General features: G+C 59.2%; 26 protein-coding genes and 1 pseudogene. 15 read left to right on the top strand and 12 right to left on the bottom strand.

Annotated features, from left to right (window positions below):
- Positions 1–209: 209 nt before the first annotated feature.
- Positions 210–1,538, bottom strand: a complete 1,329-nt coding sequence (locus D8Y22_RS13555; RefSeq protein ID WP_141465237.1) for a TIGR00341 family protein — start codon at positions 1,536–1,538, stop codon at positions 210–212.
- A gap of 471 nt (positions 1,539–2,009) precedes the next feature.
- On the opposite strand from D8Y22_RS13555, the gene D8Y22_RS13550 reads away from it, so the two are divergent.
- The 6 genes from D8Y22_RS13550 to D8Y22_RS13525 all read left to right on the top strand — a co-directional run bounded on the left by D8Y22_RS13550 (position 2,010) and on the right by D8Y22_RS13525 (position 6,407).
- The gene (locus tag D8Y22_RS13550; protein ID WP_141465236.1) at positions 2,010–2,432 is read left to right on the top strand and encodes a CBS domain-containing protein; all 423 of its coding nucleotides are present in this window, start codon (positions 2,010–2,012) and stop codon (positions 2,430–2,432) included.
- A gap of 409 nt (positions 2,433–2,841) precedes the next feature.
- Positions 2,842–3,090 carry a hypothetical protein gene (locus D8Y22_RS13545; RefSeq protein WP_141465235.1) on the top strand — a complete coding sequence of 83 codons (249 nt, stop codon included), beginning with the start codon at positions 2,842–2,844 and terminating at the stop codon, positions 3,088–3,090.
- A gap of 108 nt (positions 3,091–3,198) precedes the next feature.
- Positions 3,199–3,642: a pyridoxamine 5'-phosphate oxidase family protein gene (locus D8Y22_RS13540; protein WP_141465234.1), complete on the top strand. Its 444-nt coding sequence runs from the start codon at positions 3,199–3,201 to the stop codon at positions 3,640–3,642.
- A 153-nt stretch (positions 3,643–3,795) separates the two neighbouring features.
- Positions 3,796–4,209 (top strand): universal stress protein, encoded by a 414-nt coding sequence (locus D8Y22_RS13535; RefSeq protein WP_141465233.1) that lies wholly within the window; start codon positions 3,796–3,798, stop codon positions 4,207–4,209.
- Positions 4,210–4,422: 213 nt separating this feature from the next.
- Complete coding sequence (locus D8Y22_RS13530) at positions 4,423–5,748, top strand: hemolysin family protein (protein WP_246084442.1); 1,326 nt, start codon at positions 4,423–4,425, stop codon at positions 5,746–5,748.
- A 314-nt stretch (positions 5,749–6,062) separates the two neighbouring features.
- Entirely contained in the window at positions 6,063–6,407 is a 345-nt protein-coding gene (locus D8Y22_RS13525) for a DUF7344 domain-containing protein (protein ID WP_141465231.1), read from the top strand.
- Between the two features lie 11 nt (positions 6,408–6,418).
- On the opposite strand, the gene D8Y22_RS13520 is transcribed toward D8Y22_RS13525, so the two are convergent.
- From D8Y22_RS13520 to D8Y22_RS13505, 4 genes are all read right to left on the bottom strand, one after another.
- Positions 6,419–7,240, bottom strand: coding sequence for a universal stress protein (locus tag D8Y22_RS13520; RefSeq protein WP_141465230.1), 822 nt, complete (start codon positions 7,238–7,240; stop codon positions 6,419–6,421).
- 83 nt (positions 7,241–7,323) lie between these two features.
- On the bottom strand, positions 7,324–7,743 hold the full coding sequence (locus D8Y22_RS13515) for a universal stress protein (RefSeq protein WP_141465229.1): 420 nt from the start codon (positions 7,741–7,743) through the stop codon (positions 7,324–7,326).
- 75 nt (positions 7,744–7,818) lie between these two features.
- Entirely contained in the window at positions 7,819–8,223 is a 405-nt protein-coding gene (locus D8Y22_RS13510) for a universal stress protein (RefSeq protein ID WP_141465228.1), read from the bottom strand.
- A 58-nt stretch (positions 8,224–8,281) separates the two neighbouring features.
- Positions 8,282–8,713 carry a universal stress protein gene (locus D8Y22_RS13505; protein WP_141465227.1) on the bottom strand — a complete coding sequence of 144 codons (432 nt, stop codon included), beginning with the start codon at positions 8,711–8,713 and terminating at the stop codon, positions 8,282–8,284.
- 249 nt (positions 8,714–8,962) lie between these two features.
- On the opposite strand from D8Y22_RS13505, the gene D8Y22_RS13500 reads away from it, so the two are divergent.
- Positions 8,963–9,373 (top strand): 2Fe-2S iron-sulfur cluster-binding protein, encoded by a 411-nt coding sequence (locus D8Y22_RS13500; protein ID WP_246084441.1) that lies wholly within the window; start codon positions 8,963–8,965, stop codon positions 9,371–9,373.
- Here D8Y22_RS13500 and D8Y22_RS13495 read toward each other — a convergent pair whose 3' ends face one another.
- Complete coding sequence (locus D8Y22_RS13495) at positions 9,374–10,219, bottom strand: universal stress protein (RefSeq protein ID WP_141465226.1); 846 nt, start codon at positions 10,217–10,219, stop codon at positions 9,374–9,376. It abuts the gene before it with no gap.
- A 177-nt stretch (positions 10,220–10,396) separates the two neighbouring features.
- Here D8Y22_RS13495 and D8Y22_RS13490 point away from each other — a divergent pair, with 177 nt between their 5' ends.
- A complete protein-coding gene (locus tag D8Y22_RS13490; protein ID WP_141465225.1) occupies positions 10,397–11,947 on the top strand; it encodes an ABC1 kinase family protein in 1,551 nt (516 codons plus the stop codon).
- 440 nt (positions 11,948–12,387) lie between these two features.
- Here the strand turns inward: D8Y22_RS13490 and D8Y22_RS13485 are convergent, their stop codons facing one another.
- The 5 genes from D8Y22_RS13485 to D8Y22_RS13465 are packed head-to-tail and all read right to left on the bottom strand — an operon-like array spanning position 12,388 to position 17,007.
- Entirely contained in the window at positions 12,388–13,608 is a 1,221-nt protein-coding gene (locus D8Y22_RS13485) for a phosphoglycerate kinase (protein WP_141465224.1), read from the bottom strand.
- A 43-nt stretch (positions 13,609–13,651) separates the two neighbouring features.
- The gene (gene gap / locus D8Y22_RS13480) at positions 13,652–14,722 is read right to left on the bottom strand and encodes a type I glyceraldehyde-3-phosphate dehydrogenase (RefSeq protein ID WP_141465223.1); all 1,071 of its coding nucleotides are present in this window, start codon (positions 14,720–14,722) and stop codon (positions 13,652–13,654) included.
- A gap of 52 nt (positions 14,723–14,774) precedes the next feature.
- On the bottom strand, positions 14,775–15,209 hold the full coding sequence (locus tag D8Y22_RS13475) for a YeeE/YedE family protein (protein ID WP_141465239.1): 435 nt from the start codon (positions 15,207–15,209) through the stop codon (positions 14,775–14,777).
- A gap of 26 nt (positions 15,210–15,235) precedes the next feature.
- The gene (locus D8Y22_RS13470) at positions 15,236–15,793 is read right to left on the bottom strand and encodes a YeeE/YedE family protein (protein ID WP_141465222.1); all 558 of its coding nucleotides are present in this window, start codon (positions 15,791–15,793) and stop codon (positions 15,236–15,238) included.
- A gap of 20 nt (positions 15,794–15,813) precedes the next feature.
- Positions 15,814–17,007, bottom strand: coding sequence for an MBL fold metallo-hydrolase (locus D8Y22_RS13465; RefSeq protein WP_141465221.1), 1,194 nt, complete (start codon positions 17,005–17,007; stop codon positions 15,814–15,816).
- A gap of 244 nt (positions 17,008–17,251) precedes the next feature.
- Between D8Y22_RS13465 and D8Y22_RS13460 the strand changes: the two genes are divergently transcribed.
- The 4 genes from D8Y22_RS13460 to D8Y22_RS13445 all read left to right on the top strand — a co-directional run bounded on the left by D8Y22_RS13460 (position 17,252) and on the right by D8Y22_RS13445 (position 19,899).
- Complete coding sequence (locus D8Y22_RS13460) at positions 17,252–17,497, top strand: sulfurtransferase TusA family protein (protein ID WP_141465220.1); 246 nt, start codon at positions 17,252–17,254, stop codon at positions 17,495–17,497.
- A gap of 1 nt (position 17,498) precedes the next feature.
- Entirely contained in the window at positions 17,499–18,107 is a 609-nt protein-coding gene (locus D8Y22_RS13455) for a DsrE/DsrF/DrsH-like family protein (protein ID WP_141465219.1), read from the top strand.
- 3 nt (positions 18,108–18,110) lie between these two features.
- Positions 18,111–18,374: a HalOD1 output domain-containing protein gene (locus D8Y22_RS13450; protein ID WP_124190025.1), complete on the top strand. Its 264-nt coding sequence runs from the start codon at positions 18,111–18,113 to the stop codon at positions 18,372–18,374.
- A gap of 172 nt (positions 18,375–18,546) precedes the next feature.
- The gene (locus D8Y22_RS13445) at positions 18,547–19,899 is read left to right on the top strand and encodes an FAD-dependent oxidoreductase (RefSeq protein ID WP_141465218.1); all 1,353 of its coding nucleotides are present in this window, start codon (positions 18,547–18,549) and stop codon (positions 19,897–19,899) included.
- A 414-nt stretch (positions 19,900–20,313) separates the two neighbouring features.
- On the opposite strand, the gene D8Y22_RS13440 is transcribed toward D8Y22_RS13445, so the two are convergent.
- Positions 20,314–22,068 (bottom strand): transposase, encoded by a 1,755-nt coding sequence (locus tag D8Y22_RS13440; RefSeq protein ID WP_141465217.1) that lies wholly within the window; start codon positions 22,066–22,068, stop codon positions 20,314–20,316.
- Positions 22,069–22,173: 105 nt separating this feature from the next.
- On the opposite strand from D8Y22_RS13440, the gene D8Y22_RS13435 reads away from it, so the two are divergent.
- The 3 genes and pseudogenes from D8Y22_RS13435 to D8Y22_RS13425 all read left to right on the top strand — a co-directional run.
- Positions 22,174–22,521, top strand: a complete 348-nt coding sequence (locus D8Y22_RS13435) for a hypothetical protein (protein ID WP_246084440.1) — start codon at positions 22,174–22,176, stop codon at positions 22,519–22,521.
- Between the two features lie 342 nt (positions 22,522–22,863).
- Positions 22,864–24,171: a tyrosine-type recombinase/integrase gene (locus D8Y22_RS13430; protein WP_141465216.1), complete on the top strand. Its 1,308-nt coding sequence runs from the start codon at positions 22,864–22,866 to the stop codon at positions 24,169–24,171.
- An 88-nt stretch (positions 24,172–24,259) separates the two neighbouring features.
- Positions 24,260–24,355, top strand: a pseudogene (locus D8Y22_RS13425) (IS5/IS1182 family transposase); the annotation flags it as partial.
- Positions 24,356–24,461 lie beyond the last annotated feature (106 nt).

Here is a 24,461-nt window from a genome sequence, read left to right as displayed (position 1 = left end):
ATCCGACTTCTAGTCTAGTTAAAGTGACTATTTTAGACGCTAGTGCCCACACCATGATAGGTCGCAGCTAATTTCGAAAGCGTGCAACGGGCTATAATTCGTTGAAGTTCTGTAATTCGTTGAAGTTCTATAGGAACGCGCTCGCATGGCGAAGCCGAGCGATGCTTACCAGCCGCGGTAACAGGTCAGTCGTAAAGCGTTTCGATTCTCTACACAGTATGGTACTCGATGAACCGAACGTCGACCCGCACGTCATATCCCGTTTCGTCGGTGATTCGTTCGTCCAGTTCCGAGACGAATTCCGGATGGTCGTCGTCGACCGGCTTCTCGACCGTGATTACGATGCGCTCGGGTTGCTCGAGCACGGATCCTTCTTCGATTCGTATGGCCGGTTCGAACGGGATTCCTCCCTCGAGAAATAGTTCGACCTCGACGAGGGTGACGTCATGATAGGCGGGCGAGTCAAGGACGGCCTCCGCTTCCGTCGTGACGTCGTTCTCGAGCGATGCGCGTTCGTACGATGCCCATGTGACGCCGATCAGGAACGTCGACAGGACGAGGACGACGAGCGTAAGCACGACGAGGCGACGACGGACTAACTGTCGAGCGATCCCTGTCTCACCTCGAATATGGGGACGATAGCCCATCGCCCAGAGGGTGAACAGACCCGTGATATTGATACTCAGTAAATTGACGAAAACGAGGATGAGCGAGCCGACTGCGGCGTTCGGTACGCCCCACGCGATAGCGATACCAGCGGCCGCAGCGGGCGGGATCAGTGCGGCGGCGATCATCACGCCAACCAGTGCGACGGAGACACCGGTCGAGAGGCCCAACACGCCGGCAATTCCCGCACCGAAGGCGATGATCAGCGAAAAGAGGTTCGGAAGAACCCGTTCGCTGACTTCGTCGATTTCGATGACCTCGATTCCGGGCGGGACGAGAAACAGCGACTTCGAGAGCCATGCGAATACCGCAGAACCGGCGATTGCAACACTGACTCCAAGCACTTGATACGTAACTCCGGTCCAGAACAGGTCATGTTCGTTGAGAACGGTCCCGACACTGGCGGCGAGCGCCGGTCCAATCAACGGTGCGATCACCATCGATCCGACCACGACGGCCGCCGAATCGAGCAACAGTCCGGCCGTCGCGACGATCGCACTCACTAGTGTCAGTGTCACGTATATTGGAATCGTCGACACCAGTGCCTCTGATTCGGCGTACAACTCGTAGCGAGCAAGGCGCTCGTCAGCCAGTACTGTTCCCGTATACCGATCTTTGAAAGCGCCAAACTTCCGGGAGATAACCGTGTCTGCTGTGACGATCACCGTATGGTCGTCCTCGCCGAGTCCGGCCTCCTCCAACTCGTTCAAAATGACGTCGACGGTGTTTTTCGGGAGGGTAAACGAAACGAGGCAGTCATAATCGCTGGTGTCGTCGGTCGGCACAACTGTGTAGTCGACCCGTTCTGAGTCGAGCACCTCCAATACTGGCTCGCGTGTCTCCGGTCGGAGCGAAACCTCGACGTGGCGCATTGGGTACGTTTCATTGGAGCCAGACATCAACTATGGGGGGGTCTCGGCGATTCGGACCGAAGCTATAGTAATATTGAAACAATTTACACACTGATCGCAATGCTGTCCTGCGATCAGGTATGCATTGACTTTCAATAGCTACTATAGTCTAACCAATCGAGGTCTTCTGCTGCAACTCTGTTGTTTTAGCGACCCATGCTGCCGCTGTCGATAGTGAGTCAACGCGGCCGCGTTTATCCGTAAACCGTCACTCGTGCTCTTGCTCGTCGGACTCTTTCTCGACGATGTGACGGAATAACCGACGGTCGTCGCAGCCGTCGACCGAGATACACAGGCATCCTATTGTTTCAATTTTCTCGCTCGGCGCTTGCAGATGGGCCAATACGGAATGGTCAGCAAGCGTGAGACTATGGAATAGAGACGGACAGCCCTCGGTATTATGAGAACTGACCACGGATGGATACCCGAACCATGCCAATCGATAACCTCGCACGCAGTGACGTCGTTACAGCAACCACCGATACGTCGGTCCAGGAGCTCGCGACGACGATGGACGACGAGAGCGTCGGCAGTATCGTCATCACCGACGCGGATGAGCCGATCGGTATCGTCACGGATCGAGACCTCACACTCCGCGTGGTCGGTGACGGGAAACGTCCCGACGACATCACTGCCGAGGAGGTCATGTCGACAGACCTGTGTACGATCGAGGCTGACGCGGGCTTTTATCGGGCGACGGAATTCATGAGCGACCACGGTGTCCGTCGGTTGCCGGTTACCGACGACGATAGTCAACTAAGCGGGATCATCACGATCGACGACCTCAACGAACTACTCGCCGATGAACATCAGCAACTCTCGGCCGTCGTTCAGGCACAGCGGCCACCGTACTGATCGATCTCGAACTCGTCAGGCCCACCGTAGAAACTGTGCTCGGACTCGACTCCAGTTCCGAACCATCGCAGGCGACGGTCCCCTCGAGCCAGCGGTCGCTACCCACCAGCGTGACGACTCGATCACGTTCGCGAGCGAACAGTAGCGAGCGCACTCGTTCGTCCAACTACGATCCGTCCTCGCATCGATACTGCGGAACTACCTGCCCGACCACGGTCGCCGAAAGCATCACGATCGTGAACGACCTCGCGAACGATGTAGTCCAGTTTCGTTCTCGACGGATACCATATCCGACGTCGTTGATCGGTCGTCGACGTCGGTGGATTCTGTGGGTCGAATTCCTGCCGCGCGAGAACTGGCAGGGGATTTCTATTCGTGGGGGGCGTATCGTTACACGAGGAAAACGCCCATGATCGACTACTACGACAAGATCATCGTCGCCATTGCCGGGAGCCTGCTAGGTGGGGCGTTTCTCGGACTCCTGACCGGCCTCGGGTTCCAAACGGGCCTGTTCATCGGAACGCTCATCGCAACGTTGTTCGTCTACCATGCGATCTTTCGCAATCCGCCACTCCCGACCACCGATCCGCGGGTGGCGGCGACAGCCATCGTCTGGCACGCGTTTCTCGTCGTGATTGCGGCTACTGCGTTCTTCTGACGTGATCGTGCTGTTGGCCCTGGACGCTTCGACGACCGCTGCTTTGGGGCGTCCTGTGTGACACCCGTATGGGAAAGTTTCTTGGCAATCGTCATCATCCGTTTACCGATGGACAAAATCGAGTACGTGTATACGTTCGGCATGGATGCGGAAACCATCGACAGACGGCTCGAGGAAAACGAGGTCGGCGTGCTGGCACTTGCAGACGACTCCTCGGCGTATGCGGTCCCGGTCGGATACCACTACGACGGCGCGTCGCTATACGTCCGGCTGGCAACCGACGGCTCGAGCACCAAGATGGCGTACGTCGAGACGACGACCGACGCCTGCTTCTGTCTCTACAGCAACGGCTCGAGCGACGAAAGCTGGAGCATCCTCGTTCACGGCCCGTTACGGAAGCTCACTGGCTCCAAACGCGAGCGCTTCGACGCGGCGACACTCAACGAGTCGTTTCACCGGCTGTACGTCTTCGACCAGGACGTCGAGGCACTCGAGCCCGAAATCTGGGAACTAGAGATGGAGTCGGTCACCGGGCGCAAGCGAGGGGAGTGAATCTACGAGATCGGAGACCGATCGGTTACTCGGTAGATTACCGGGTGTCACAGCGACGACTCGGCAGCCTCGAGACGGCTGCGTAGCGTTCCAGTCACTACCTATCGGGAACGGGGCCTTACGTATATTAGTTCGTCTACCAAACGGTCAGCTATGCACGTTCTCGTCCCGACTGACGATTCCGAACCGGCACGAAAAGCGATCGAACACGCCGCTTCGACGTATCCCGAAGCCGAACTCACGCTGTTGCACGTCATCAACCCGACCGTCTCTGCCTACACCGCCGACGCACCGTACAATATCCAGCGAGCGATCGAAGCCGAAGAAGAAACGGCAGAGGAAGCGTTCGAGACCGCTCGAGAGATCGGTGGCGACGACGTGTCCATCAGTACCGAGACACTCATCGGTTCGCCAGCCCGCGGCATCGTCCAGTTCGCTTCAGAGCACGACGTCGACCACGTTGTCCTCGGTAGTCACGGTCGATCCGGCGTTACTCGTGTGCTGCTCGGCAGCGTTGCCGAGACCGTCGTCCGGCGAGCGCCGGTGCCAGTCACGGTGGTTCGGTGACCGATCACTGAGCTGGGGTAACTCCTCGCGTACGCACCTGGTCGTGGCCGGCGTCTCGTACGTCACGTCGAGCGAACGAGTTACCCACTCACGACGTTTTTCTATCGGGTCGCTGTAGAGCAACCGATGGGACAGACACTCTCGAGTACACTCGAGCCGACTGTGTCGTTCGGTTCCGCACTATCGGAACCTGTGGCGACGGCTGTGATTGGTATGGCGACGACCACGGTCGAGGTGGCGACGCCCGTTCCGGATCTTCCCCTATGGCTCGTTACCATCGCCGGCGTCCTGACGGTCGCGATACTGATGGCGGTGTCGGGATTTTTCTCGTCGGCCGAGATCGCGATGTTCGCGCTCCCGCAACACCGAGTCGACGTTCTGGTCGAGAGCGGGGCGACGAACGCACCCGTCGTCGAGTCGCTGCGTGAGGATCCACATCGACTGCTCGTGACGATTCTGGTCGGGAACAACGTCGCGAACGTCGCCATGTCGAGCGTCGCGACGGCGTTGCTCGGCCTCTACGTCACTGGTAGCCAGGCTGTCGTGCTTACCACGGTCGGGATCACATCTCTCGTCTTGCTCTTCAGCGAGAGCGCGCCAAAGTCCTACGCCGTCGAGAACACGGAGTCGTGGGCGCTTCGTGTTGCCCGTCCGATCCAGCTTTCGGAGCGGTTGCTGTCGCCGTTCGTCGTCCTCTTCGACAAACTGACGCGGCTCGTCAACGGTGCCGTCGGTGCTGGAACACCGATCGAGTCCGCATATATCACGCGCAGCGATCTGCAAGAACTGATCGTGGCTGGGGCACGTGCCGGTGCGATCGAAGCCGACGAGCGCGATCGGTTACGCCGGGCGTTCAGGTTCGACGAGACCCCAGCGAGTGAGATCATGGTTCCCCGTCCGGACGTAGTGGCTGTCTCGACGACGGACTCGCTGGAGGATGCAATTCAGACCTGCGTCGCACGTGGCTTTACACATCTGCCGGTGTACGAAGATGATCTCGATACCGTCGTCGGTGCGGTCCACGTCTGTGACCTCGTCCGGGAACGGGATTACGGCGCTCGCGATCCCGACGCGATCGATCTCACGGACGTGATGCAGCCGACGGTTCACGTTCCCGAGAATATGCCGGCCGACGACGTGCTCGCGGAGTTACAACGTGGGCAGGTCCATCTCGGCGTCGTCATCGACGAATTCGGGACGACCGAAGGCATCGTCACGACCGAAGACCCGACCGAGGTGATCGTCGGTGAAATCCTCCGGCCTCGAGAGTCGGTCCCGATTCAGGTCGTCGACGACCGGATCGCGATCGTTCAGGGTGACGTCGCCGTCACGGAGATCAACGAGCGGCTAGCGTGCTCTTTACCCGAGCCGCCGATGTCCGATACCGTTGCCGGGCTGGTTCTCGATCGTGTCGGCCGACTCCCCGAAGCGGGCGATCGGATCGTCATCGATGACGTCGAAATCGTCGTCGAAGGTGTCGACGATACGCGTATTGCAGCCCTTCGGATCGTCCAGTTGCCGACGGAGGCGGATCGATGACATCAACCGGGCTCTCCCGGACGGCGTGATTCGTGGACTCGAAAGCCATCGGACGGCACGCTCGAGGGGGTCGGATACGCAGCTGCTCGTGGCGGCCGCTGTAACGAAGAGTGCGAAAATAGCCGCAAACGACTCGAGTGGGACCGGTAGCGCTTCGCCGGCATCGTCTGGCACCGTCGTCGAGCGGGGCGAGCGAATGCGACGGTTCTGAACAGATTTGGAAACCAGACGGTTCGACGAAAACGGTGTTTTCGTGGCGTGGGAAGACCCGTAGAGATACTTTACCCGGGCCGTCGACGTTCGAACTGCCAACCATGACCGAGCGTCCGATCGACGACGAAAAACCCGTGCAGTGTCCGACCGACCCGAACAAGGTCCTCCGTCTTCTCGCGAACGACCGTCGTCGGCAGATCGTCACCGTGCTGGACGCACGGGACGAGAGCTTGATTCACTTCGAGGACCTCCAGCAACAGCTGTCCATCGAGTTCGAGACGCCGGATTCGGGCAACTGGCTGATCCAGCTTCGACACGTTCACCTGCCGATGCTCGAGGAGGCAGGACTCGTCGAGTACGACGGCCGAGACCGGAGGATACGGTACGACGACTGCGAACTGGTCTCGGAGGTACTCACCGCGATCGAATCGAAGACGCACACGTAGGACGACACTCTCTACCTCTCGATCGTCCGCGCTGTCAGCACAGGAACGGGTGCGTCCGGAACGACGCGCTGGGAAACGCTGCCGACGACGAGCCGCTCCAGGTTGGATTTGCTCTCGGTTCCCATCACGAGCAGGTCGACGTCTTCCTCGGCTGCGTATTCACCGATGACCTCGTGTGGTGGGCCGTGGACGAGCGTCGTCGTCGCGTCGAGGCCGCGTTCTGTGGCCCGATCTGCGACACCCGTCGTGACCGAGCGACCGTGTTCCTCGAATCCTTCCTGGAGCTCCGGAACGTCGGGGTCAACGTCGATCGCGTACAGTGTGTGGACGGTCGCGTCACATGCCGCTGCGATCGAGAGCGCCTGTTCTGTCGCGGCCGCTGCTCCGCTCATCCCGTCGGTTGCGAGGAGGACGTCGTCGATACTGTCCGTCCAGACGGCATCTGCGCCGACCGTGAGGACGGGAACGCTCGCATCGCGAATTACCGCAAGCGCGACGCTGCCGAGCAGCGCCTGTCGTAAGCCGGTTCGACCGTGCGTCCCGACGACGATCGCGTCGATATCGTGTTCGTCGGTGTACGACAGGATTTCGTCGGCAGGTCGCCCCGTTCGAACGTCCAAGCGGACGTCACAACCGGCGTTAGCGGCCTTCGCTTCGACCGTTTCGGCGTCAGATTCACGCTTGTCGCGCTGTGCCGACCCGGCGCTACTGGATTCGACGACCGCTAGCACGTGGACCGTTACCTCGAGTGTTTGCGCGAATGAAACGCCGACCGAAGCGGCGTCAGATGCAACCTCGCTCCCGTCGGTCGCGATGAGGACGTCCTCGTACATACCAACTCCTACGGCGACACCGGTCTTTGGTCTGTTGCCTATCGTGTTTTCCCTTCCAGCTCAGGACCCGTACTGCTGGACGATCAGACGGTCAACACGGGCCGGTCGGCAGTCCGGACGATTCGCTCGGCCACGCTCCCGATTCGATCGGTCTTCGTGTGGCTCTGTCCCTGATATCCGATGACGATCAAATCGGCGTCTATCTCTGTTGCTTTCTCCGCTGCCTGTTCCCAGGGCCGGCCACGACACACGTTGGAGGTACACTCGATTCCCTCGTCAGCGCCACGGTCTCTGACCGCGGCGAGCATTTCGGCACCGCGGTCCTCGAGATCGTCGAGTACGATCTCAGTGCTGCTCAATGCGGGGTCACCGTATCGGTGTGTTTCGACGCAGTACATCGCGTGGACGGCCGCATCGTACCTGTCCGCTATCGTCAGCGCGTGATCAACTGCTCGATCTGCCGATGCGCTGCCGTCCGTCGGAACTAGTATGGTCTCGTACATCGATCCAGCGCTACGCACGTCGGAGATATCCAAATAGTTCACACCCGCTCTACTGACAGGTCACTGCGTTGCTGTTCAGATTGTCAGTACTGGCCGGTTCACGAAACGGACGATTCGTTCAGCGGTGCTCCCGATTACCTCTCCAGATTCGCGGCCCCTGTTCCCGAGAACGAGGAGATCTGCGTCGATTGCGGTAGCGTAGTCACTAATCTCGCCGTGTGGTTTTCCGTGACGAAGCTCGGTCGTCACGTCCCTATCGCCTCGCCTCTCGACTGCCTCCAGCAACTCGCTCGCCTGCGTTTCCAGATCGCTCACGACGCTTTCGCTTCCGGACAGCGCCGAGTCGCCGTATCGACGGGTGTCGACGACAGAAATAGCGTAGAGTTCGGCGTCGAACACTGATGCGAGATCGAGTGCAGCGTCGACCGCACGGTCTGCCGAATCACTGCCGTCCGTTGCGACGAGTATGCTCTCGTACATCTCATCGAGACCGACCACGGACTACCACAAATAGGTGCCCCACCAGAAACTGATTCGATCATCGAATCACGACGACGGGAACCGGAGACTCCCGAACGACCTGCTCGGCGACACTACCCAGTAACACGCGTGAAATGTCGGTCCGTCCGTGGCTCCCGATGACGATCGTATCGTACCTCTCGTCCCTTGCCAGCTCGACGATGCGTCGTTCCGGCTTCCCCACGCCGATCTCGGTCGCCACCTCGCGCTCGTGCTCGGTTGTCTGTTCTGTGGCGTTCTCGAGGACATCTGTCGCGTGCGCCCGCGCTTTTTCAGAGACCGGAAGACGAACCTCGGGCCCCTCGAGGAACGTCCACGAACCCCCGGGAATCTCGATGACGTATAGAGCAGTCACCGTAGCGTCGGGAAAGCGCTCGAGAGCGAACGCGAGCGCGTCGTCTGCGTGGGGCGACCCGTCGTATGGAACGAGGACACGGTCGGCGTCGGCCATGGCAGACGTATTCTGATCTCGGGTATAACGGTATGGATCGATACGGGTGCTGACACGGTTTCCTGGCGTCTTTTCCGGCGCACCCGCAACTCGGGCGGCGGGTGCGCTGGTACATCGGTACAGTAATTTGTATGAAACGTGCCCGTTGTGGGTTACTGATACAGGCCAGATCCCGTGAGGTTGTGTCTCTCAACGACACACACAGACGAGTGTCCAGTCCTGGAAACGGAGGCGAATACGTCGTCCACGGTGACGGCGTGTCGATTACGATTCGACGACGATCGTCGTCGGATACTGGCCGGAATCGGTGAATCGATCCTCTTCGCGGGATGTCTCGACGATGCGGATGCCGATGACCCCGACGAGGTGACCACGTTCGAGGTCGGGGTTCCCGAACAGGACGAGACAGTCGCAGCCGCCGATGACGAAGCTATTCTGTCTCCGGCACTCGACGCCGGCGTAGACATCCCGTATGCCTGTGAAGCTGGAACATGTGGGGAGTGTACCGCCCGTTACGATGGCGACGCGACCGAGCTCGTCACACACGACGGCAACGAGTACCTCGAGGATGATCAGCGTACAGATGGCTGGGTGTTGACGCGTGTCACCTTCCCCGAGGACGATTTCGATCCCGAAATCTCACAACCAGACGACGAGTGATCACCGACAGAGCAGGACCGGTCGATCGGTCTGTCGCAGCACTCGCATGGCCGTCCCGCCGAGCAATTGGTCCGCCGATGTGGTGCAGCCATGGGTTCCAATTGCGATTATCTCGGCGCCGATGTCGTTCGCACGTGAGTGTATCACTCTCCCTGGAACACCGCACGTGACAGCCGTCGTGACCGAGAGGTCCCGTCCACGGGCTGCAGTCCGGATCGGCTCGACGAGGTCGTGGCCGCCCTCTCTGGCGAGTTCCACCATCGGCAGAGAGGAGTCGTTGAGTGCAGGATTGGTCTCGTCGACGACGTGAAGGACGTCGACAGCACTGCCGACGTTTGCAACGAGTTCGAGGGCGTGATCTGCTGTCCGCGACGCGCTCTCACTGCCGTCCGTCGCGACCAGAATTCGGTCTGGCCCGTCGTCGGGGATGGACGCGTCAGCAGGAACGGTAAGCACCGGTGTGTCCGCTGTGTCGAGCACACGGCGGGTCGTACTACCCAGTCCCTGTTTTGCCGTCGGGCCGTGGGTTCCCATTACGATGAGGTCAGCCGTAGTTCGAGCGAGCGTGACGATTTCCCGGTACGGAACACCCTCGCGGACGTCTCGATCGACGGTGAGGTCGGTATCGGTAGCGGACTCGACGACCGCCGAGAGTGTTTCCCGACCGCGTTGTCTAGCGGCCGATCGGGTCGGATCGTCTTCACCTCCGAGGTCGTACTCGAACGGTTCGACGACGAACATCGCCCGAACAGCCGCTCCGGTCGCGTGGGCGAGTGACACGGCACACTCGAACGCGTCGGCCGAAGCGGAACTACCGTCGACGGGGACGAGGATGGTACTGAACATATTGTAAGCGACGACCGTGATTGCCAAGAAGCCACACCTCCGACCGTGGAAAACAGTGGGCCGTCCCAAATTACGAACGTGAAGCGATGGCGACAAACCAGTCAACTTTTAGTAGTGTCTCCCGACACGGATAGGTATGGATCGCCCTCGGAACACACCCGCCGGTGTTTGCCGTCGATGAGGTTCTACTATCGGTATCTCCAGGTTCTCGTTCGATTCCTCCCGATCGCGATCGCACTTCTCAGGGATCGTCGACGGTTCGTGCTGTTTGGACCTCCACGATCCGTTCCGGACTCCGTCAACCGGGAGCGGGCCGAGCGACTGACACAGACGATGCTCGATCTCGGTCCAGCCTTTATCAAGGTCGGACAGGTCCTCTCGACGCGACCCGACATCGTTCCGCCGGCCTACGTCGAGTCCCTCTCGAGTTTGCAGGATGAAGTCCCCGAAGAGACCGGCGGTGATCCGTTCACTGTCCTCGAAGCCGAACTGAACGAAGCCATCGACCTCGAGACAGTAACGCCACTGGCTGGCGGCTCGCTCGCGTACGTTTACACCGCCGAGTACGACGGCGAGTCCATTGCACTGAAGGTACGTCGTCCTGACCTCGCGGCGATGATCGAGCGAGACCTTCGGGTTATCCGGCGACTGCTTCCGCTCGTAACGTTCTTCGCCGACGAACGACAGCAGTATTCCTTTCGAAACGCTGCGAACGACTTCGAGGAGATAATCCGAGACGAACTGGATTTCGAGCGCGAGGCTGCGGTAATGGACGAGATCGGCACGAACCTCGCCGACGACGATCGGGTCGTCGTCCCGGACACGTATCCAACACTGTGCTCGAAACGAATCGTCGCGATGGAGTTCGTCGAGGGAACGAAGATCACGGATGATGATGCGTTTGCCGACGTCTCGATCGACGAGACGGAGATGGCGACGCTGATCACCCGAACGTACCTGCGGATGGGGCTCGTCGACGGCGTGTTCCACGCGGACCCACACCCCGGCAATCTCGCAGTGACCGACACGGGACAACTCGTCATCTACGATTACGGGATGAGCCAGCGACTGACTTCACAGGAGCAGGCCGACATCACCGCGCTCTATCGCACCCTCGTCAGGCGAGACGTCGACGGACTGGTAGACGCACTCATCGCGCTCGAGGTTCTCGACTCGACGGTCGATCGTGTGGCAGTCCGTCGCGTCCTCGAACTGGTGATCGAGACGCTCGAGGGACGTTCGGAAATCACCTGGCGGGCAATCATCACGGAACTGTTTACGATGCTTCACGACTTTCCGTTCCGCATTCCGCCGAACGTGATGTTGCTCGTCAGAGTCGGCACCGTCGGCGAAGGCGTCTGTCGGAGCCTCGATCCCGAGTTCGACTTTCTACCGGCGACGCGGTCGTTCCTCGTCGATCACGGTTTCATCGAGAGCGAACTCGAGGCACTGCTCGAGGAGTTCCAGGAAGACGTCCGGAAATCCGCGCCAGTCGTGGCGGGACTGCCGGCCCGGACCGATACCGTGTTGCGGCAACTCGAGCGCGGCGAACTCGTCGTCAGAACGGATCCCCTCGAGCCGACCGCTACCGATTTGAGACTCGGCTACGCCGTTCTCTCGAGTGCATTCGTGCTCGCGGCGGCGGTGTTGTCGTTTCATGACGCACTGTACGCTGCTATCGCGTTCGGCGTCGCCGGCGTGTTTCTACTGGTGTATGTACGGCGCTGATGGATCGACGTCGGTGTCACACTTGCTATAGTAGCCACTGCAAGTCACTGCACACCTGATCGCCAGACAGTTCGGCGATCAGTGTGTAAATAGTTGCAGTTGTTACTCTATCGTTGTCGCCTCAAGACGACGCACTCCTGATCGTACGGTCGCTATGCGATCGACGTGTACCTATCGTAGCTATCGAAAGTCAATGCATACCTGATCGCAGGGCGGCGTTGTGATCAGTGTGTAAACCGTTTCAAGGGTTACTACAGCCACGACACATAAGCTCCCCAACGAAGCATCGATGGTAACCCCTTGTTCTGTATACAGAACGGGACCAGCGAGACGAATGTGTCCCCAGAACGCGGCCGAGGTTCCCCGACGGATTCTCGAACGTGACCCAGGCGCGAGAATCGGTTGAAACTGCGGTCCGTGGTGCAATTCCATCTATCACGTCAGCTTCGAACCCCGCGCTCGATGGCGTCGATTCCCACGAGAGATTCGCCGGTTAGCGCACGGACGTACGCGCCGCCGGCTATCGACACACGCGTGAAATCGTCTTCGTCGAGACCGTATAGTTCGATCGCCCGGGCTGTATCGCCGCCCCCGACGACCGATACACAGTCGGCACTGGCGATTGCCGAGAGTATCTCGACGGTACCGGTGGCGAACCTGTCGTCTTCGAACACGCCGACGCCGCCTTTGACGTAGACCACGTCGGAATCTGTGACGATATCGGTGTACCGATCGATCGTCTCTGATCCGATATCCAGATACGAGGTATCTTTTTCGATACCTTCGACTCCAGTTTCCACCCGGTTTCCGTCGGTTTCGTACGCGACATCTGTCGGGAGCGCTACCTCGTTACGGTACCGCTCGAGAATGTTCTTGATGGCACCGCTGTGGTCTTCCCACTGGTGGTCAAAGAGGTCGGTTCCGTCGACGTCGTACCCGAGGTCGTAGCCGTCTGCACGCAGGAACAGTTCGCCGATGACACCACCTAGACAAAAGTGATCGACAGCATCCGCGAGTCGCTCGACGACTGGGATGGTGTCTTCGGCTTTCGTTCCACCGAGGATCATCGTCACTGGACCGTCGAACTCCTGCTCCCGGACGGCGGTGTTTGCCCGATACTCTTGTTCCATCACGCGGCCTGCATAGGCGTCGACGACGAGCGGAAAGCCAACGATCGAGGCGTGTGAGCGATGTGCCGTCGGATATGCATCGTTCACGTAGGCGTCAAATTCCCCTGCAAGCGCTCGAACTAGGTCAGTTTCGGCCTTTACCTCTGGCTCCTCTTCGGGTAATTCGCCGTCACACATCCGTACGTTTTCGAGAAGGAGTACGTCACCGCCTTCTAACTCCCTGATCGCTGACAGTGCCACCTCTCCGTAGGTATCGGCGACGAACTCGACGGGGTGATCGAGGTGCTCGGAGAGAATCGCTGCGTGTTGCTCGAGGGAGACGAACGTTTCCCGTCCCGGTCGCCCCTGATGGGCGAGCAAGGCGATCGCGTGGCCGTCAGCGAGCAGTTCCTGGACGGTCTCGGCGTGGCGGGCAAATCGGCGATCGTCCTGTACGACGCCGTCCTCGACGGGTGCGTTGACATCGATACGAACCAGTAATCGCTGTCTGGGGTTCAGGTCGTCGACGGTCTGAAATGAAGTCGTGGGCATGGGTGTTGGAAGTCGACGTCGAATGTATCGGGAACCACTTCCGTCACTGGGCAATGGTCTCTGTGACGTCGATGGCATCGGTTTCTGACGCGATGTAGCGTGCGAGATCCACCATCTGCGTCGAAAATCCGTACTCGTTATCGTACCAGGCGAGTACTTTCACGATATCGTTGGCGACGACCATCGCGGACTCCAAGTCGACGTACGAGGCAAACGGGAGTCCGATGATATCGCTGGAAACGATCTCGTCGTCCGTGTAGCCGAGTACGCCCGCGTGACCGCTGTCGGCTGCGCGGCGGATAGCTGCGAGTAATTCGTCTCGCGTAATATCGGCTTCGACGTTGACGGTGATATCCGTGATCGATCCGTTGGGAACCGGGACTCGCATCGCCATTCCATCGAGTTTCCCCTCGAGATCAGGGAGTATCTCTATCGTGGAGTTTGCGGCACCAGTCGTCGTTGGAACGATGTTCTCAGCCGCCGCACGCCCCCGGCGTCGTTTCTCCATCGGGCCGTCGACGAGTCCCTGGCTCCCAGTGTAGGCGTGGACGGTCATGAGAACGCCAGAGACGATGCCGAACTCTTCGTCGAGCACCTGTAACACCGGTGCGACGGAGTTCGTCGTACAGGAGGCGTTCGATATCACGTCTTCCCCATCGTAGGACTCGTGATTGACACCGTAAACGAACATCGGGACGTCCTTTTCGCCTTTCGGCGGGGCCGAGATAATCACTTTATCGGCACCTGCCTCCAGATGCTGGGCAGCCTCGTCGTACGTGCGAAACAGCCCCGTCGCCTCGAACGCGACGTCGATCTCGAGGTCATCCCACGGTAACTCTGTTGGGTCGTGCTCTGAAAACAACTCCACCTCGTGGCCGTCGACCGAGAGAACGTTTCCGTCACGGGAGACCTCCGGGACTCGTCCATGGACCGTATCGTAGCGAAACAGATACTCCATATCGTCGTCGTCCATCACGTCGTTGACGGCGACGACGTCGACTGCGTCCTCGGCAATGGACGCCCGCAGAATGCTCCGTCCAACTCGTCCGAACCCGTTGAGACCGATTCGAATCGTCTCTGTCGTCGTTGCGTTGCTGGCACTGGTGGCTCTCATACGTGAGCGGGCCACCGCGATAGGTATATTTGTTTGCCCGCGGTCCTCGAGTTCAGTCGGCGCCCGCGGTCGATGTTCTCGATTCGGCACGCTGGCTACGCCAGTATCCCTGGATGTAGGCACCGACGAACATGCCGGCCAACGCCCACAGTATCGTGACGTTGCCGACGCCGAGGCTGGCGTAGGCCGCACCAGGACAGATCCCTGACAGCCCCCAGCCAATCCCGAAGATTGCACCGCCGATCAGGACGTTGCGATCGAACGACTTCAGCCGTCGGCCGTAGGTATCGCCCGTCAGGGGTGCGCGGTCGAACAGTCGAGGGATCACCCCGAACGCGATCGCGGTGACGACTGCGGCCCCACCCATGACGAACAGCAGCCCGAAATCCTCGAACTGCAGGAAGTTCAAGACGACCTCGGGACGAGCCATGTGGCTGAAACCGAGTCCGAACCCGAATATCAGGCCACCGACGAAGATCAGTGGCATGAACAGCGGATGTCTCTTCGACATGGTTACGGACTCACCCCGAGTGCCATGACAATCTGGGCCGTCCCGACCGCCACGATCAAGAACGTCAGTACACCGACGAACGATGTCTTCGAGCCTGAACCGACACCACAGACACCGTGGCCGGAAGTACACCCTTTTCCAATTCGAGTACCAATCCCGACCAGAATTCCACCGAGGAACAACCGCCAGGGCTGGACATCGGTTAGCCAAAGCGAGACTCCGCCAACGTCGTACAGTTGGCCGGTGGTCCCTGGTTCGTATAAGCCACTCGAGACGAGCCCAGACTGAACGGTAAGTGCGTAGACGGCCGCACCAGCGACGATGCCGAGCGTGAACACGACTCGCCAGTCACGTGATCCGACGTACTGCTGAAATCGGGACTGACTTGACACGTACGACAGGGTAGACTCGAGGAACGTGCTCGCACCCGCCGGGATACCGGTGCCAAGATAGATGACGGCGGCACCGAGGCCGACGAGCAATCCGCCGACAGCGTATCGGCTAATCCCGGCGGGGAATAGCGACTCGTACAGCGCGGGTGCGAAGAGTTCAGTAACCATTCGTCTGGTGAGCAGAAACGTTAGTCACCTGCCAGCGACTCCTGGCTGGCAGCGCAGTTGTTCGGGCCGAGCTCGAGTTCGAACGCCTCGTCGTCGTCAGCAGCCTGCTGGCCGAGATTGGTGGCGATGATGTCCTCGTAGTTGGCCGGACGGGGTGGCATGTCTGCGAGGATCACCTCGACGAAGTCGGCTTCGTCCATCGTCAGCGCGTCCATCTCCTCGGTAAGCTGGCCGATCGGTGCGGTGTAGGTGCCGTCTTCGGCTGGCTCGGCCGAGTCACTGAAGTGGGCGCCGCCGACGAGGGTCTCGTCGGGCAGCGAGAGCACGCGCTCCTGTAGGGACTCGTAGAGCTGTTTGGCGGCGTCTTCGGCACCCTCGTCTCCCTCCTCTAAGTCGGGGCGGGCGACGCTCTCGACGAACAGTCCGTCACCGGTCGCGAGGAGTTCACCGTCGATCAGGTACGAGGTCATCCCGGAGGTGTGACCGGGCGTGGAGACCGTCTCGATGGTTGCGTCTCCGACCTGGAACGCGTCGCCGTCCTCGGCGACCGTTAGATCGTCGGCGTAGGTGACGCCGCGGTCGACGGCCGCTGCAGGGATGACGCCTTCGACGCCTTCCTCGGCGAGGGTTCGAACACCCGAGATGTGGTCTGCGTGGATGTGCGTGTCGATCGCGTATTTCAGGTCGACGCCGAATTCTGCGGCGTCCTCGAAGTAGCGGTCCGTGAACGCACGCAACGGGTCGATCACTGCCCCCTCATCGCCGTCGACGACAAGGTAGCCGAGACAGCCCGAGGAGGGACGCTGGTACTGATAGAGCGTCCCGTTCCCGTCGTAGCGTTCGACCTCGACGCGCTCGTAGATGCGCGCCCAGCCGTTCATCCCCTCCTCGAGGTGGTTCACGTCGTAGCCACGCTCGGCGAGCGAGCCAGCGACAAATTCACTGGCGCCGCCTTTCGCACAGAGAACCGTCACCTCCCGATCGTCCGGGATCTGTGCGAGAACGTCCTCGTCGATCTCCTCGTCCAGGAACTCGAAGTACGGTACGTTGATCGACTCGACGTTTTCGCCGTCGATCTTCCACTCCTCGTAATCCGACTCCATCCGCGCGTCGAGCAGCGTGACGTCTTCTCCTGCGTCGATGCGTCCTTTCAACTCGTCCGGCGTCACCGATTCGATCTCGACGTCCGGGGTTGGAAAGTCCATGTCGTCCATGTTGTACACTGCTCAGTATCGGCTCCGAGCACTTAAGCATTTGCATAGTATTTCCTAAACCATACAATACAATACTGGAGTGAAGTGGGTGATTAAGTTAGTTACTGCGCGTATGTGTGTCTCGGAGGTAAATACGGGTGTCCCACAAACGACGGGTGTTCGTATACAGTGCAATAATCGACATCCTTTTATGGGAGTGGCCTATATTGTATGATAGCTCCAATACAGAGCACAAAGATAACCCATGAGCTCGGAATACGACACCACGGAGACGCTCGACGTGAAAGGACAGTCCTGCCCAATGCCCATCGTCAAGACCAAACAGGCGATCGACGACCTCGACGCCGGTGACGTGCTGGAAGTCGTGGCGACCGATTCAGGCAGCATGAGCGACATTCAGGGCTGGGCGGATGGCACCGACGGGGTCGAACTCCTCGACCAGGTCGAGGACGGGGACCTCTACACCCACCACGTCAAGAAAACGGAGTAACATGAGCACGGACAACCAATCGACGACGGACGCCGACGCTGATCCTGGCTCCGACCCCGAGACGGAGTTCGACGCCGCCGAGTTGCAGGCGCTGCGCGAGCGCGTCGACGAACTCGAGGAGTCGATCGCTGACGTAGACACGGGCGACGACCAGAAGAAGATGACTATCGTCGCCACGCAGGGGAGTTTCGACATGGCGTATCCGCCGCTAATCCTTGGCAGTACAGCTGCTGCCTTCGGCTGGGACGTCGTCGTCTTCCACACGTTCTGGGGACTCGACATTCTCCACGAGGAAAAGTCGAAGAACCTCAAACTGAGCGCCGTCGGCAACCCGAATATGCCAGTCCCGAACGCCGTCGCTGCGATCCCCGGCATGGACCGGATGGCCACGCGCATGATGGAGAAGAAAATCGACGAGAACGGCACGGCCACGATCGAGGAACTGATCGAACTCTCGCTCGACCAAGGCGTCGACCTGCAGGCCTGCCAGATGACGATCGAGTTGATGGAGTACGACGAGGACGACTTCTACGACGGCGTGACGACCGGCGTCGGCGCGGCGACCGCACTCCAGCACATGGCCGAGTCCGATATCCAGCTACTGGTCTGACGCATGATCGAATCCGAACCGTACGACGACCCGCCGGAACCGAAGACGAAACCGAGCCTGCGCGTCGTCGAACGGATCGCCGAGGCGGAGGGGACCGACCCAGCCGAACTGAAACCCCCGCTTGGCGACGTCGTGGACGCAAGCGCGCTCGATCGGCTGTTCGAACCGACCGGACGCGACGACGCCATCCGCCGCGGCAGCGTCTCGTTTCGCTACTGCGGGTACGACGTGACGATCCGCCCGGACGGCCGCGTCACCCTCGAGTAACGAATCTGGCGAGCTTTTCGCGGTCGAACGCGAGTGTCCCCAATCGAGAGACCCCGGTCCGCCAACGGACCGAACCGCCGATCGAGGCCGCGGTTTGGTAGCTCTAGCTGTCAGTTCCCAATATTGGGTTACCCACGAAATACTTTATGTGCTCCCGGTCGTACCGTCGCCTATGACAGCACCGTTCGTCATCGTTGGCGGAGACGCGGCCGGAATGAGCGCCGCGAGCAAGGCAAAGCGCGAGGATCCAGACCGGGACGTCATCGTCTTTGAGAAGGGCGAATGGGTCTCGTATGCGGCCTGCGGGATGCCCTACTACGTGAAAGGCACTGTCGAGGACCTCGAGGATCTCGTCGCCGTGACGCCCGAGGAGTTCCGCGAGGAGCGCGACGTCGACCTCCGAACGGGCCACGAAGTTGTTGCGATCGATCCCCAGGCGAAGATCGTCACTGTCGAGGCGAACGGCGAACGGTTCGATCAGCCCTACGGTGATCTTCTGATCGCGACCGGCGCTCGTGCGATCGAACCGCCGTTCGACGGGATCGACCTCGAGGGCGTGTTCACCCTCCGGAGCATGGATGAGGCGGACGCGATCGAAGACTACGTGACCGCGGTCGATCCGGAGACAGCAGCGATCGTTGGCGGTGGCTACGTCGGCGTCGAAATGGCCGAGGCGCTCGTCGAACGCGGCGTCGACGTTTCCATCTTCGAGATGCTCCCGCACATCCTCCAGCCGTTCGGCGAGGAGACGGCCCGCGTCGTCGAGGACCACCTCCGCGAGCAGGGCGTCGATCTCCACCTCGAGACAGCCGTCGAGGGGTTCGCCGGGGGCGACGCGGTCGAGTCAGTCGAACTCGCGGACGAGGGGACGGTGCCGGCGGATCTCGTTATCGTCGGTGTCGGCGTCGCGCCGAACGTCGAACTCGCGGAAGAAGCCGGGATCGAACTCGGTCCGGCGGGTGCGATCGCGACCGACGAGTACGGCCGCACCAACGTTGCGGACGTCTACGCCGCTGGCGACTGCGCTGAAGCGACGAATGCCGTGACCGGCGAACCCGATCACGTCCCGTTAGCGCTGACTGCAAACCGGGCCGGCCGAGCGATCGGGTCGACGGTCTCCGACGACCCGACACCGACCGGCGAAACGGCTGGCACCGCGATCGTCAAAGCGTTCGACCTCGGTGCGGCACGCACCGGGATAATTGATCCGGAACAAGCCTGTGAGGCTGGATTCGACCCGGTTCATGTGACGATCGAAGCGCCGACGCGGCCACACTACTATCCCGGCGCGACCGACCTCACCGTGACGCTGGTCGCCGATCGGGAGAGCGAGCGTGTGCTGGGTGCGAGCCTCGTCGGCCATGAGGGTACAAAGCGAATCGACACGGTTGTAACCGCCGTGACTACCGGGCTAACCGTCTCCGAACTCCAGAATCTTGATCTTGCGTACGCGCCCCCGTTCAGTCCTGTCTGGGATCCAATTCTCACCGCCGCAAAGGTACTCGCGGGGGAACTCGATCCGTAAGCCGATCTAGCGCATGGGTACGGTCGATTCACCGACTTGATTCAATCGGCAAACGCAGCTGTCGATCGAGTTGAGTGTACTACGACATTATCACTATAATCAGCGGACGAATTGACCAATATTCGTACGTTGATGGTTTGTCCGCCCCAAAGTCTTCCAGGTGTGCTGTATGCATTCTAGTGGTTTGTAGATATTCACATCCCGAAATTGTGCATCCACGTTTCTGGGATGTAGAGCGTCTACAAACGAGCTTCGGAGGAACCAAATAAAATCCGAGTAGATATCTCTCGAATCCTATGTCGCAATCCTTGGTTCGCTAAGCAAGATGTGCTGAGCAGCGTTCACACACGATTTAGGAGATAGAACGCGAGTCCTGCGGCTTGCCGCAGGCGAGCGACACCGAGTGCTTTCCGCTTAGCCACCTTGTCGGAGAGATTGACTGACCGCCCGGACGAATGTCCTGGCGGTCACGACCGGCGGCGACCTGATCTCGCGGTCTGTTCCGAGCTTCACCAAGTAATCGGTAAGCCTCCAGAGATTGTACAACAATGCTGCGAACGTGAAGCTGAACAACCGAACACGGTAGTCCTTCGAGGACGTCCTGGGAAGAAACGCTTTCACCGACTTGTACTGATTTTCGATATCCCAGCGTCGGCTGTAGCTGTTGGTGACGTGCATGATCTCGTCGGGAGCGACGTGATCACGGTTGGTCACGAACACGGCATAGCTTCCTTCAGCTTCCTCATCAGTCGCCGGTACGTACAGGAACTCTGCAGTGTGGTGGAGTTCGCCATCAATGGCGAACGGAACATCGTTCTTGACAGCGGCGTCAACTCCTTCTTTGCTCTTGATTTTCCCGATTGCCTCGTAATCGTCTTCATACTTCGGCACTGGCGTCATGTACACAAGCCCGCGGTCGTGAATCGTTGCGTACACCTCGTTACTGTAGAATCCCCGGTCTAGGAGCACTTCGTCGAGATCGACGTACTGCTGGGCTGTGTCCAGCAGTACGTCAACCACATCCGCCTTCGAATCGGCTGGCGCATCTTCTGGTTCCCATGCAGAGCGTTCCTTGACTGGCTCGATACCCAGGATGATTGGGACATCGTTCCCGACGATCGTGATCGTCGCGAACGTATACCCGTGCTTGATTTCACCGTCTTCTTTGTACCCGCTGACCATCGGCGGATACTCTGCTTTCGGGATTTTCTCGTCCTTGTCGATCCACGGCCAGACGTGGTAGGGGACGTGTGTGAAGTCGACGGCCGCCACGACGTGGCGGTCGTCGAAGGGATCCTCGTGACGAATCGTCTTGAGGATATTTTCGGTCGCCGCGTTGAACGAGGCCATCACAGCCTCTCGATACAGCTCAGTGAACGCGACGATATCCTCGATCTGCAACTCCTGAACGGAGCGCGTTACTTCCTCGTCGGATGGCGTCGCAAACTGCTTGATTACTCGGAGAAACGTCGAGTCGTCACAGATCTCGTTCTCTTCAAGGAACCACCCAGCTTCTCCCTCTGAATGAGCGCTCCCCTGCGTGAGGCACGCGTTGGAGAACAGATCAAGGATCTGTTCATCCTCATAGACCCTGTTGTCGGCTCTATCGGAGTCGAACTCGGCGAAGCCGTGTCGGCGAGCGAGTTCGACGACCTTACTCCCGTGCTCGCGCACGTGTGCGCGAGACACTTTCGAATCGGATTTATCGTCGTTCGCTTCCTTTTCACCCAGGTTAATTGGAATGAGTGCCTCCGAAATAACGTCGTGATCACGGGCTTCACGAGCTATTCCCTTCGCAGCGGCCTCAAGCGTGGTCTTGGTTTGCTCGCTGAATTGGTTCCAAGCGTATGAGAGATTCTGCTGAGTCGGCACCCTGTTCAAACCTAGCTGTTTCAGCAGTGCTGGACGGTTCTCAAGCCGATCTGCGACCTCGCTTTGGGCGAGGTCGTAGATCGTCTGGTAGATGTAGACCCGTGCCATTGACTCGGTTCCGAACGAGACTTTGTGCTGTTGTCGAGTGTCTGTTAGTCCATCCACGGGAATCGAGACGTCTCCAAGTACACGCCAAAGATGATCAGCTGTTTCACAGACTTTCTTGGCGTGGATGACGATCGCCCCCGCCAAAGCGGGGGCATCGTCATCAACTGCAGGAGTGATGTTAGATGCCATTAACAGTCAGTCCAGATACTGAAACCGAAGGAGAGACTCCCCATTAGGGCACCACATTTGGACCCACGCCGAACGGTTATTTATGCGCCAAGAGCTACTTGGAGTATGGCTCAAGATGGATCCCTTGTTGAATCGCTTCCAGACCGCCCACTCAAGGATACTGAGCGTGACTCACTCGAACGACACGAGAGCATCCAGTCAATAATGCCTCAGACGACGAAATTTGATCCGGAACACGGGATGGTTATGGACACCGCGATGTTCATTGGCTACGACTGGGTGACAGCCGTGACCTACGAAGCAGGTCACGGCTGGAGGATTATCTACGAGAGCGGTATGGAAGATAACATCCTCTCAGATGGGTTTCTGCGAAGCGAAGAACTCTACGAAGAGCATCCGATTCAGCAAGGAATGGACGCTATGAGCGCTGTTGCCTTGGAAGACGAAGAATAGTTTCTTTTTCAAACAGCTTCTCTGAGGACGATCGTAACGGGTGTCAGCTGTATGGTGGTTTGTAGAATTTGAGATCCCGAAGTTGTGGTGCATCAGGCCCACCAAAAAAGATATTGCGTCATATGATTTATTCACTTAGCGTATTTTCTCACCGAAATTGACGTGGGTTCCGCAGACTCTATCAGTCAGCAAAACCCACAGAATAATAAAGAATCCAACTAAACCGCTAAACAACCCGAATATGCTACTCTCAGAATTGCCAGACGGCAGCGCGAGTCGACTTCTACTAGAAATTCGCTGCACTCGAGATCTGAACGGACGAAACCCGTGGAAAACAGTCCAATGAGTCAGTCAGAGACCGATCAGGGTGCCGAAACCGAGGGAGAGAGGACACCCTCGTTCGACGACGTTCGATGGACATCGTGCTCACTCGAGGACTTCGTAGCATTGTATTGGGATCAGATCGCTCCGTGTCTCGAAGCGGAGAGTATCGATCCGAAGAGCGAGAAGCCGACCCACCAGTGGTTTCGAGATCACGATGCTCGGTCGTTCCTTGCAGCACTACGGCGCCATCACGATCGCTCCTTCGGCACGTTCTGGGACGAAGATCTCGGCCTCGGTAACGGTGACGAGGGATACACATGGGGCACGGAAGACGAAGACACGATTGATGCCCTGGAACAGTTTCTCGGCCGACGAAAATCCCGATACAGCCTCTCGACCGCTTCCGTCAATACGCTCCGAACACGGCTAAATCTCTACGTATCTGCGTACCGTGAAGCGAACGCCACAGATGACCTCCTTACACCAATTCAACGGGACCAAGAGACACCAGCCTACGAAGCCGCCGACGCGTGCTATGCAGCGTTCGACTGGTTGAACGACGGAACAGAGCGCTCATACAGTGCCCGGACGCTCCAGCGTGTGCGACGGGTCGTCGACGCCTGGTACCAGCATCTCGTTGGGCGGCGGATCGCCTCGATGAATCCTGCGAGCGGCCTCTACGACGAATTCAAGTGGCAAGTCGAAGAGTCCCCAACGCCGGCCCTTTCAGCGACGCACGTGCGGAAATTGATACAGGCAGCAAGAACGACACGAGAACAGCTGCTCGTGGTAGCATTAGCTGCCTGGGGGCTTCGAGCGAGTGAGGTTGCAGCACTACACGTCTCACAGTTCCACCGTGATGTTCCCGAAGACGACGTCCCCTTCATTGCGTTTGAGAGCCGCAAGAACGGGCCTGGAGAAGTGTCGCTACTGTTTGGTCTCGATATCCTTGACTCCCGAATCGACGAGTTAGCGGACGCCGAGTCGTGGACCGGGTATCTGTTCCCATCTTCACAAGGAGAAACACCACACGTGACACGAGATACGATCCGGAACTGGTTCCAAGATCTAGCGTCAAAAGCTGGCCTCCCCGAACGGATCGAAGGTGAGCGTCCGAGTCCGCAACTTTGCCGTCGCTTCTGGTACGATACCTATACAGCAGTCCTCGAGGGTGTTCTCGAGGGCGTCGAAGACATAGCTGCAGAACAGGGTAGTAGCGATCCTCAGGTAGTCATGCGGAATTATCTTTCAGATTCGCGATCTCGCCGCGTCCGTCGTGAATTCATGCGGGAACAACTGGATGCAGCCTTCGGCGAGAGGACTTAAATTCGCCTGCGTCCATCCGTCCGTTTCTGGACGGCACGGACAAAACGGTGAAGCCTCGGGGCTTGCCTCCGAGGTACTTCACTGGGCGCTCGATCACGCTCATAACGCCCGCATGGATCGTGATCGATACAACCGCCGCTGGATGGTAGAAACCGTCTTCTCAAGCCTCAAGCGCACGCACGGCGGTAATGATTAAGATAACTTTTGCAAATATGGACTGAGGAACTGGTCGATCCAGGACTTGGCAAATCCAAGTCGATCAGTAAGGGTGTTGAAGAGACGGCGAGCGA

Source organism: Salinadaptatus halalkaliphilus, assembly GCF_006543045.1.
Taxonomy (GTDB): domain Archaea; phylum Halobacteriota; class Halobacteria; order Halobacteriales; family Natrialbaceae; genus Salinadaptatus; species Salinadaptatus halalkaliphilus.
This window is presented reverse-complemented; position numbering and strand designations above follow the sequence as displayed.

Bases quoted from the DNA above. Each gene is read 5' to 3' on its own strand.
- D8Y22_RS13555 (WP_141465237.1), bottom strand. From the start codon at position 1,538: ATGCGCCACGTCGAGGTTTCGCTCCGACCGGAGACACGCGAGCCAGTA.
- D8Y22_RS13550 (WP_141465236.1), top strand. From the start codon at position 2,010: ATGCCAATCGATAACCTCGCACGCAGTGACGTCGTTACAGCAACCACC.
- D8Y22_RS13545 (WP_141465235.1), top strand. From the start codon at position 2,842: ATGATCGACTACTACGACAAGATCATCGTCGCCATTGCCGGGAGCCTG.
- D8Y22_RS13540 (WP_141465234.1), top strand. From the start codon at position 3,199: ATGGACAAAATCGAGTACGTGTATACGTTCGGCATGGATGCGGAAACC.
- D8Y22_RS13535 (WP_141465233.1), top strand. From the start codon at position 3,796: ATGCACGTTCTCGTCCCGACTGACGATTCCGAACCGGCACGAAAAGCG.
- D8Y22_RS13530 (WP_246084442.1), top strand. From the start codon at position 4,423: ATGGCGACGACCACGGTCGAGGTGGCGACGCCCGTTCCGGATCTTCCC.
- D8Y22_RS13525 (WP_141465231.1), top strand. From the start codon at position 6,063: ATGACCGAGCGTCCGATCGACGACGAAAAACCCGTGCAGTGTCCGACC.
- D8Y22_RS13520 (WP_141465230.1), bottom strand. From the start codon at position 7,240: ATGTACGAGGACGTCCTCATCGCGACCGACGGGAGCGAGGTTGCATCT.
- D8Y22_RS13515 (WP_141465229.1), bottom strand. From the start codon at position 7,743: ATGTACGAGACCATACTAGTTCCGACGGACGGCAGCGCATCGGCAGAT.
- D8Y22_RS13510 (WP_141465228.1), bottom strand. From the start codon at position 8,223: ATGTACGAGAGCATACTCGTCGCAACGGACGGCAGTGATTCGGCAGAC.
- D8Y22_RS13505 (WP_141465227.1), bottom strand. From the start codon at position 8,713: ATGGCCGACGCCGACCGTGTCCTCGTTCCATACGACGGGTCGCCCCAC.
- D8Y22_RS13495 (WP_141465226.1), bottom strand. From the start codon at position 10,219: ATGTTCAGTACCATCCTCGTCCCCGTCGACGGTAGTTCCGCTTCGGCC.
- D8Y22_RS13490 (WP_141465225.1), top strand. From the start codon at position 10,397: ATGAGGTTCTACTATCGGTATCTCCAGGTTCTCGTTCGATTCCTCCCG.
- D8Y22_RS13485 (WP_141465224.1), bottom strand. From the start codon at position 13,608: ATGCCCACGACTTCATTTCAGACCGTCGACGACCTGAACCCCAGACAG.
- gap (WP_141465223.1), bottom strand. From the start codon at position 14,722: ATGAGAGCCACCAGTGCCAGCAACGCAACGACGACAGAGACGATTCGA.
- D8Y22_RS13475 (WP_141465239.1), bottom strand. From the start codon at position 15,209: ATGCCACTGATCTTCGTCGGTGGCCTGATATTCGGGTTCGGACTCGGT.
- D8Y22_RS13470 (WP_141465222.1), bottom strand. From the start codon at position 15,793: ATGGTTACTGAACTCTTCGCACCCGCGCTGTACGAGTCGCTATTCCCC.
- D8Y22_RS13465 (WP_141465221.1), bottom strand. From the start codon at position 17,007: ATGGACGACATGGACTTTCCAACCCCGGACGTCGAGATCGAATCGGTG.
- D8Y22_RS13460 (WP_141465220.1), top strand. From the start codon at position 17,252: ATGAGCTCGGAATACGACACCACGGAGACGCTCGACGTGAAAGGACAG.
- D8Y22_RS13455 (WP_141465219.1), top strand. From the start codon at position 17,499: ATGAGCACGGACAACCAATCGACGACGGACGCCGACGCTGATCCTGGC.
- D8Y22_RS13450 (WP_124190025.1), top strand. From the start codon at position 18,111: ATGATCGAATCCGAACCGTACGACGACCCGCCGGAACCGAAGACGAAA.
- D8Y22_RS13445 (WP_141465218.1), top strand. From the start codon at position 18,547: ATGACAGCACCGTTCGTCATCGTTGGCGGAGACGCGGCCGGAATGAGC.
- D8Y22_RS13440 (WP_141465217.1), bottom strand. From the start codon at position 22,068: ATGGCATCTAACATCACTCCTGCAGTTGATGACGATGCCCCCGCTTTG.
- D8Y22_RS13435 (WP_246084440.1), top strand. From the start codon at position 22,174: ATGGCTCAAGATGGATCCCTTGTTGAATCGCTTCCAGACCGCCCACTC.
- D8Y22_RS13430 (WP_141465216.1), top strand. From the start codon at position 22,864: ATGAGTCAGTCAGAGACCGATCAGGGTGCCGAAACCGAGGGAGAGAGG.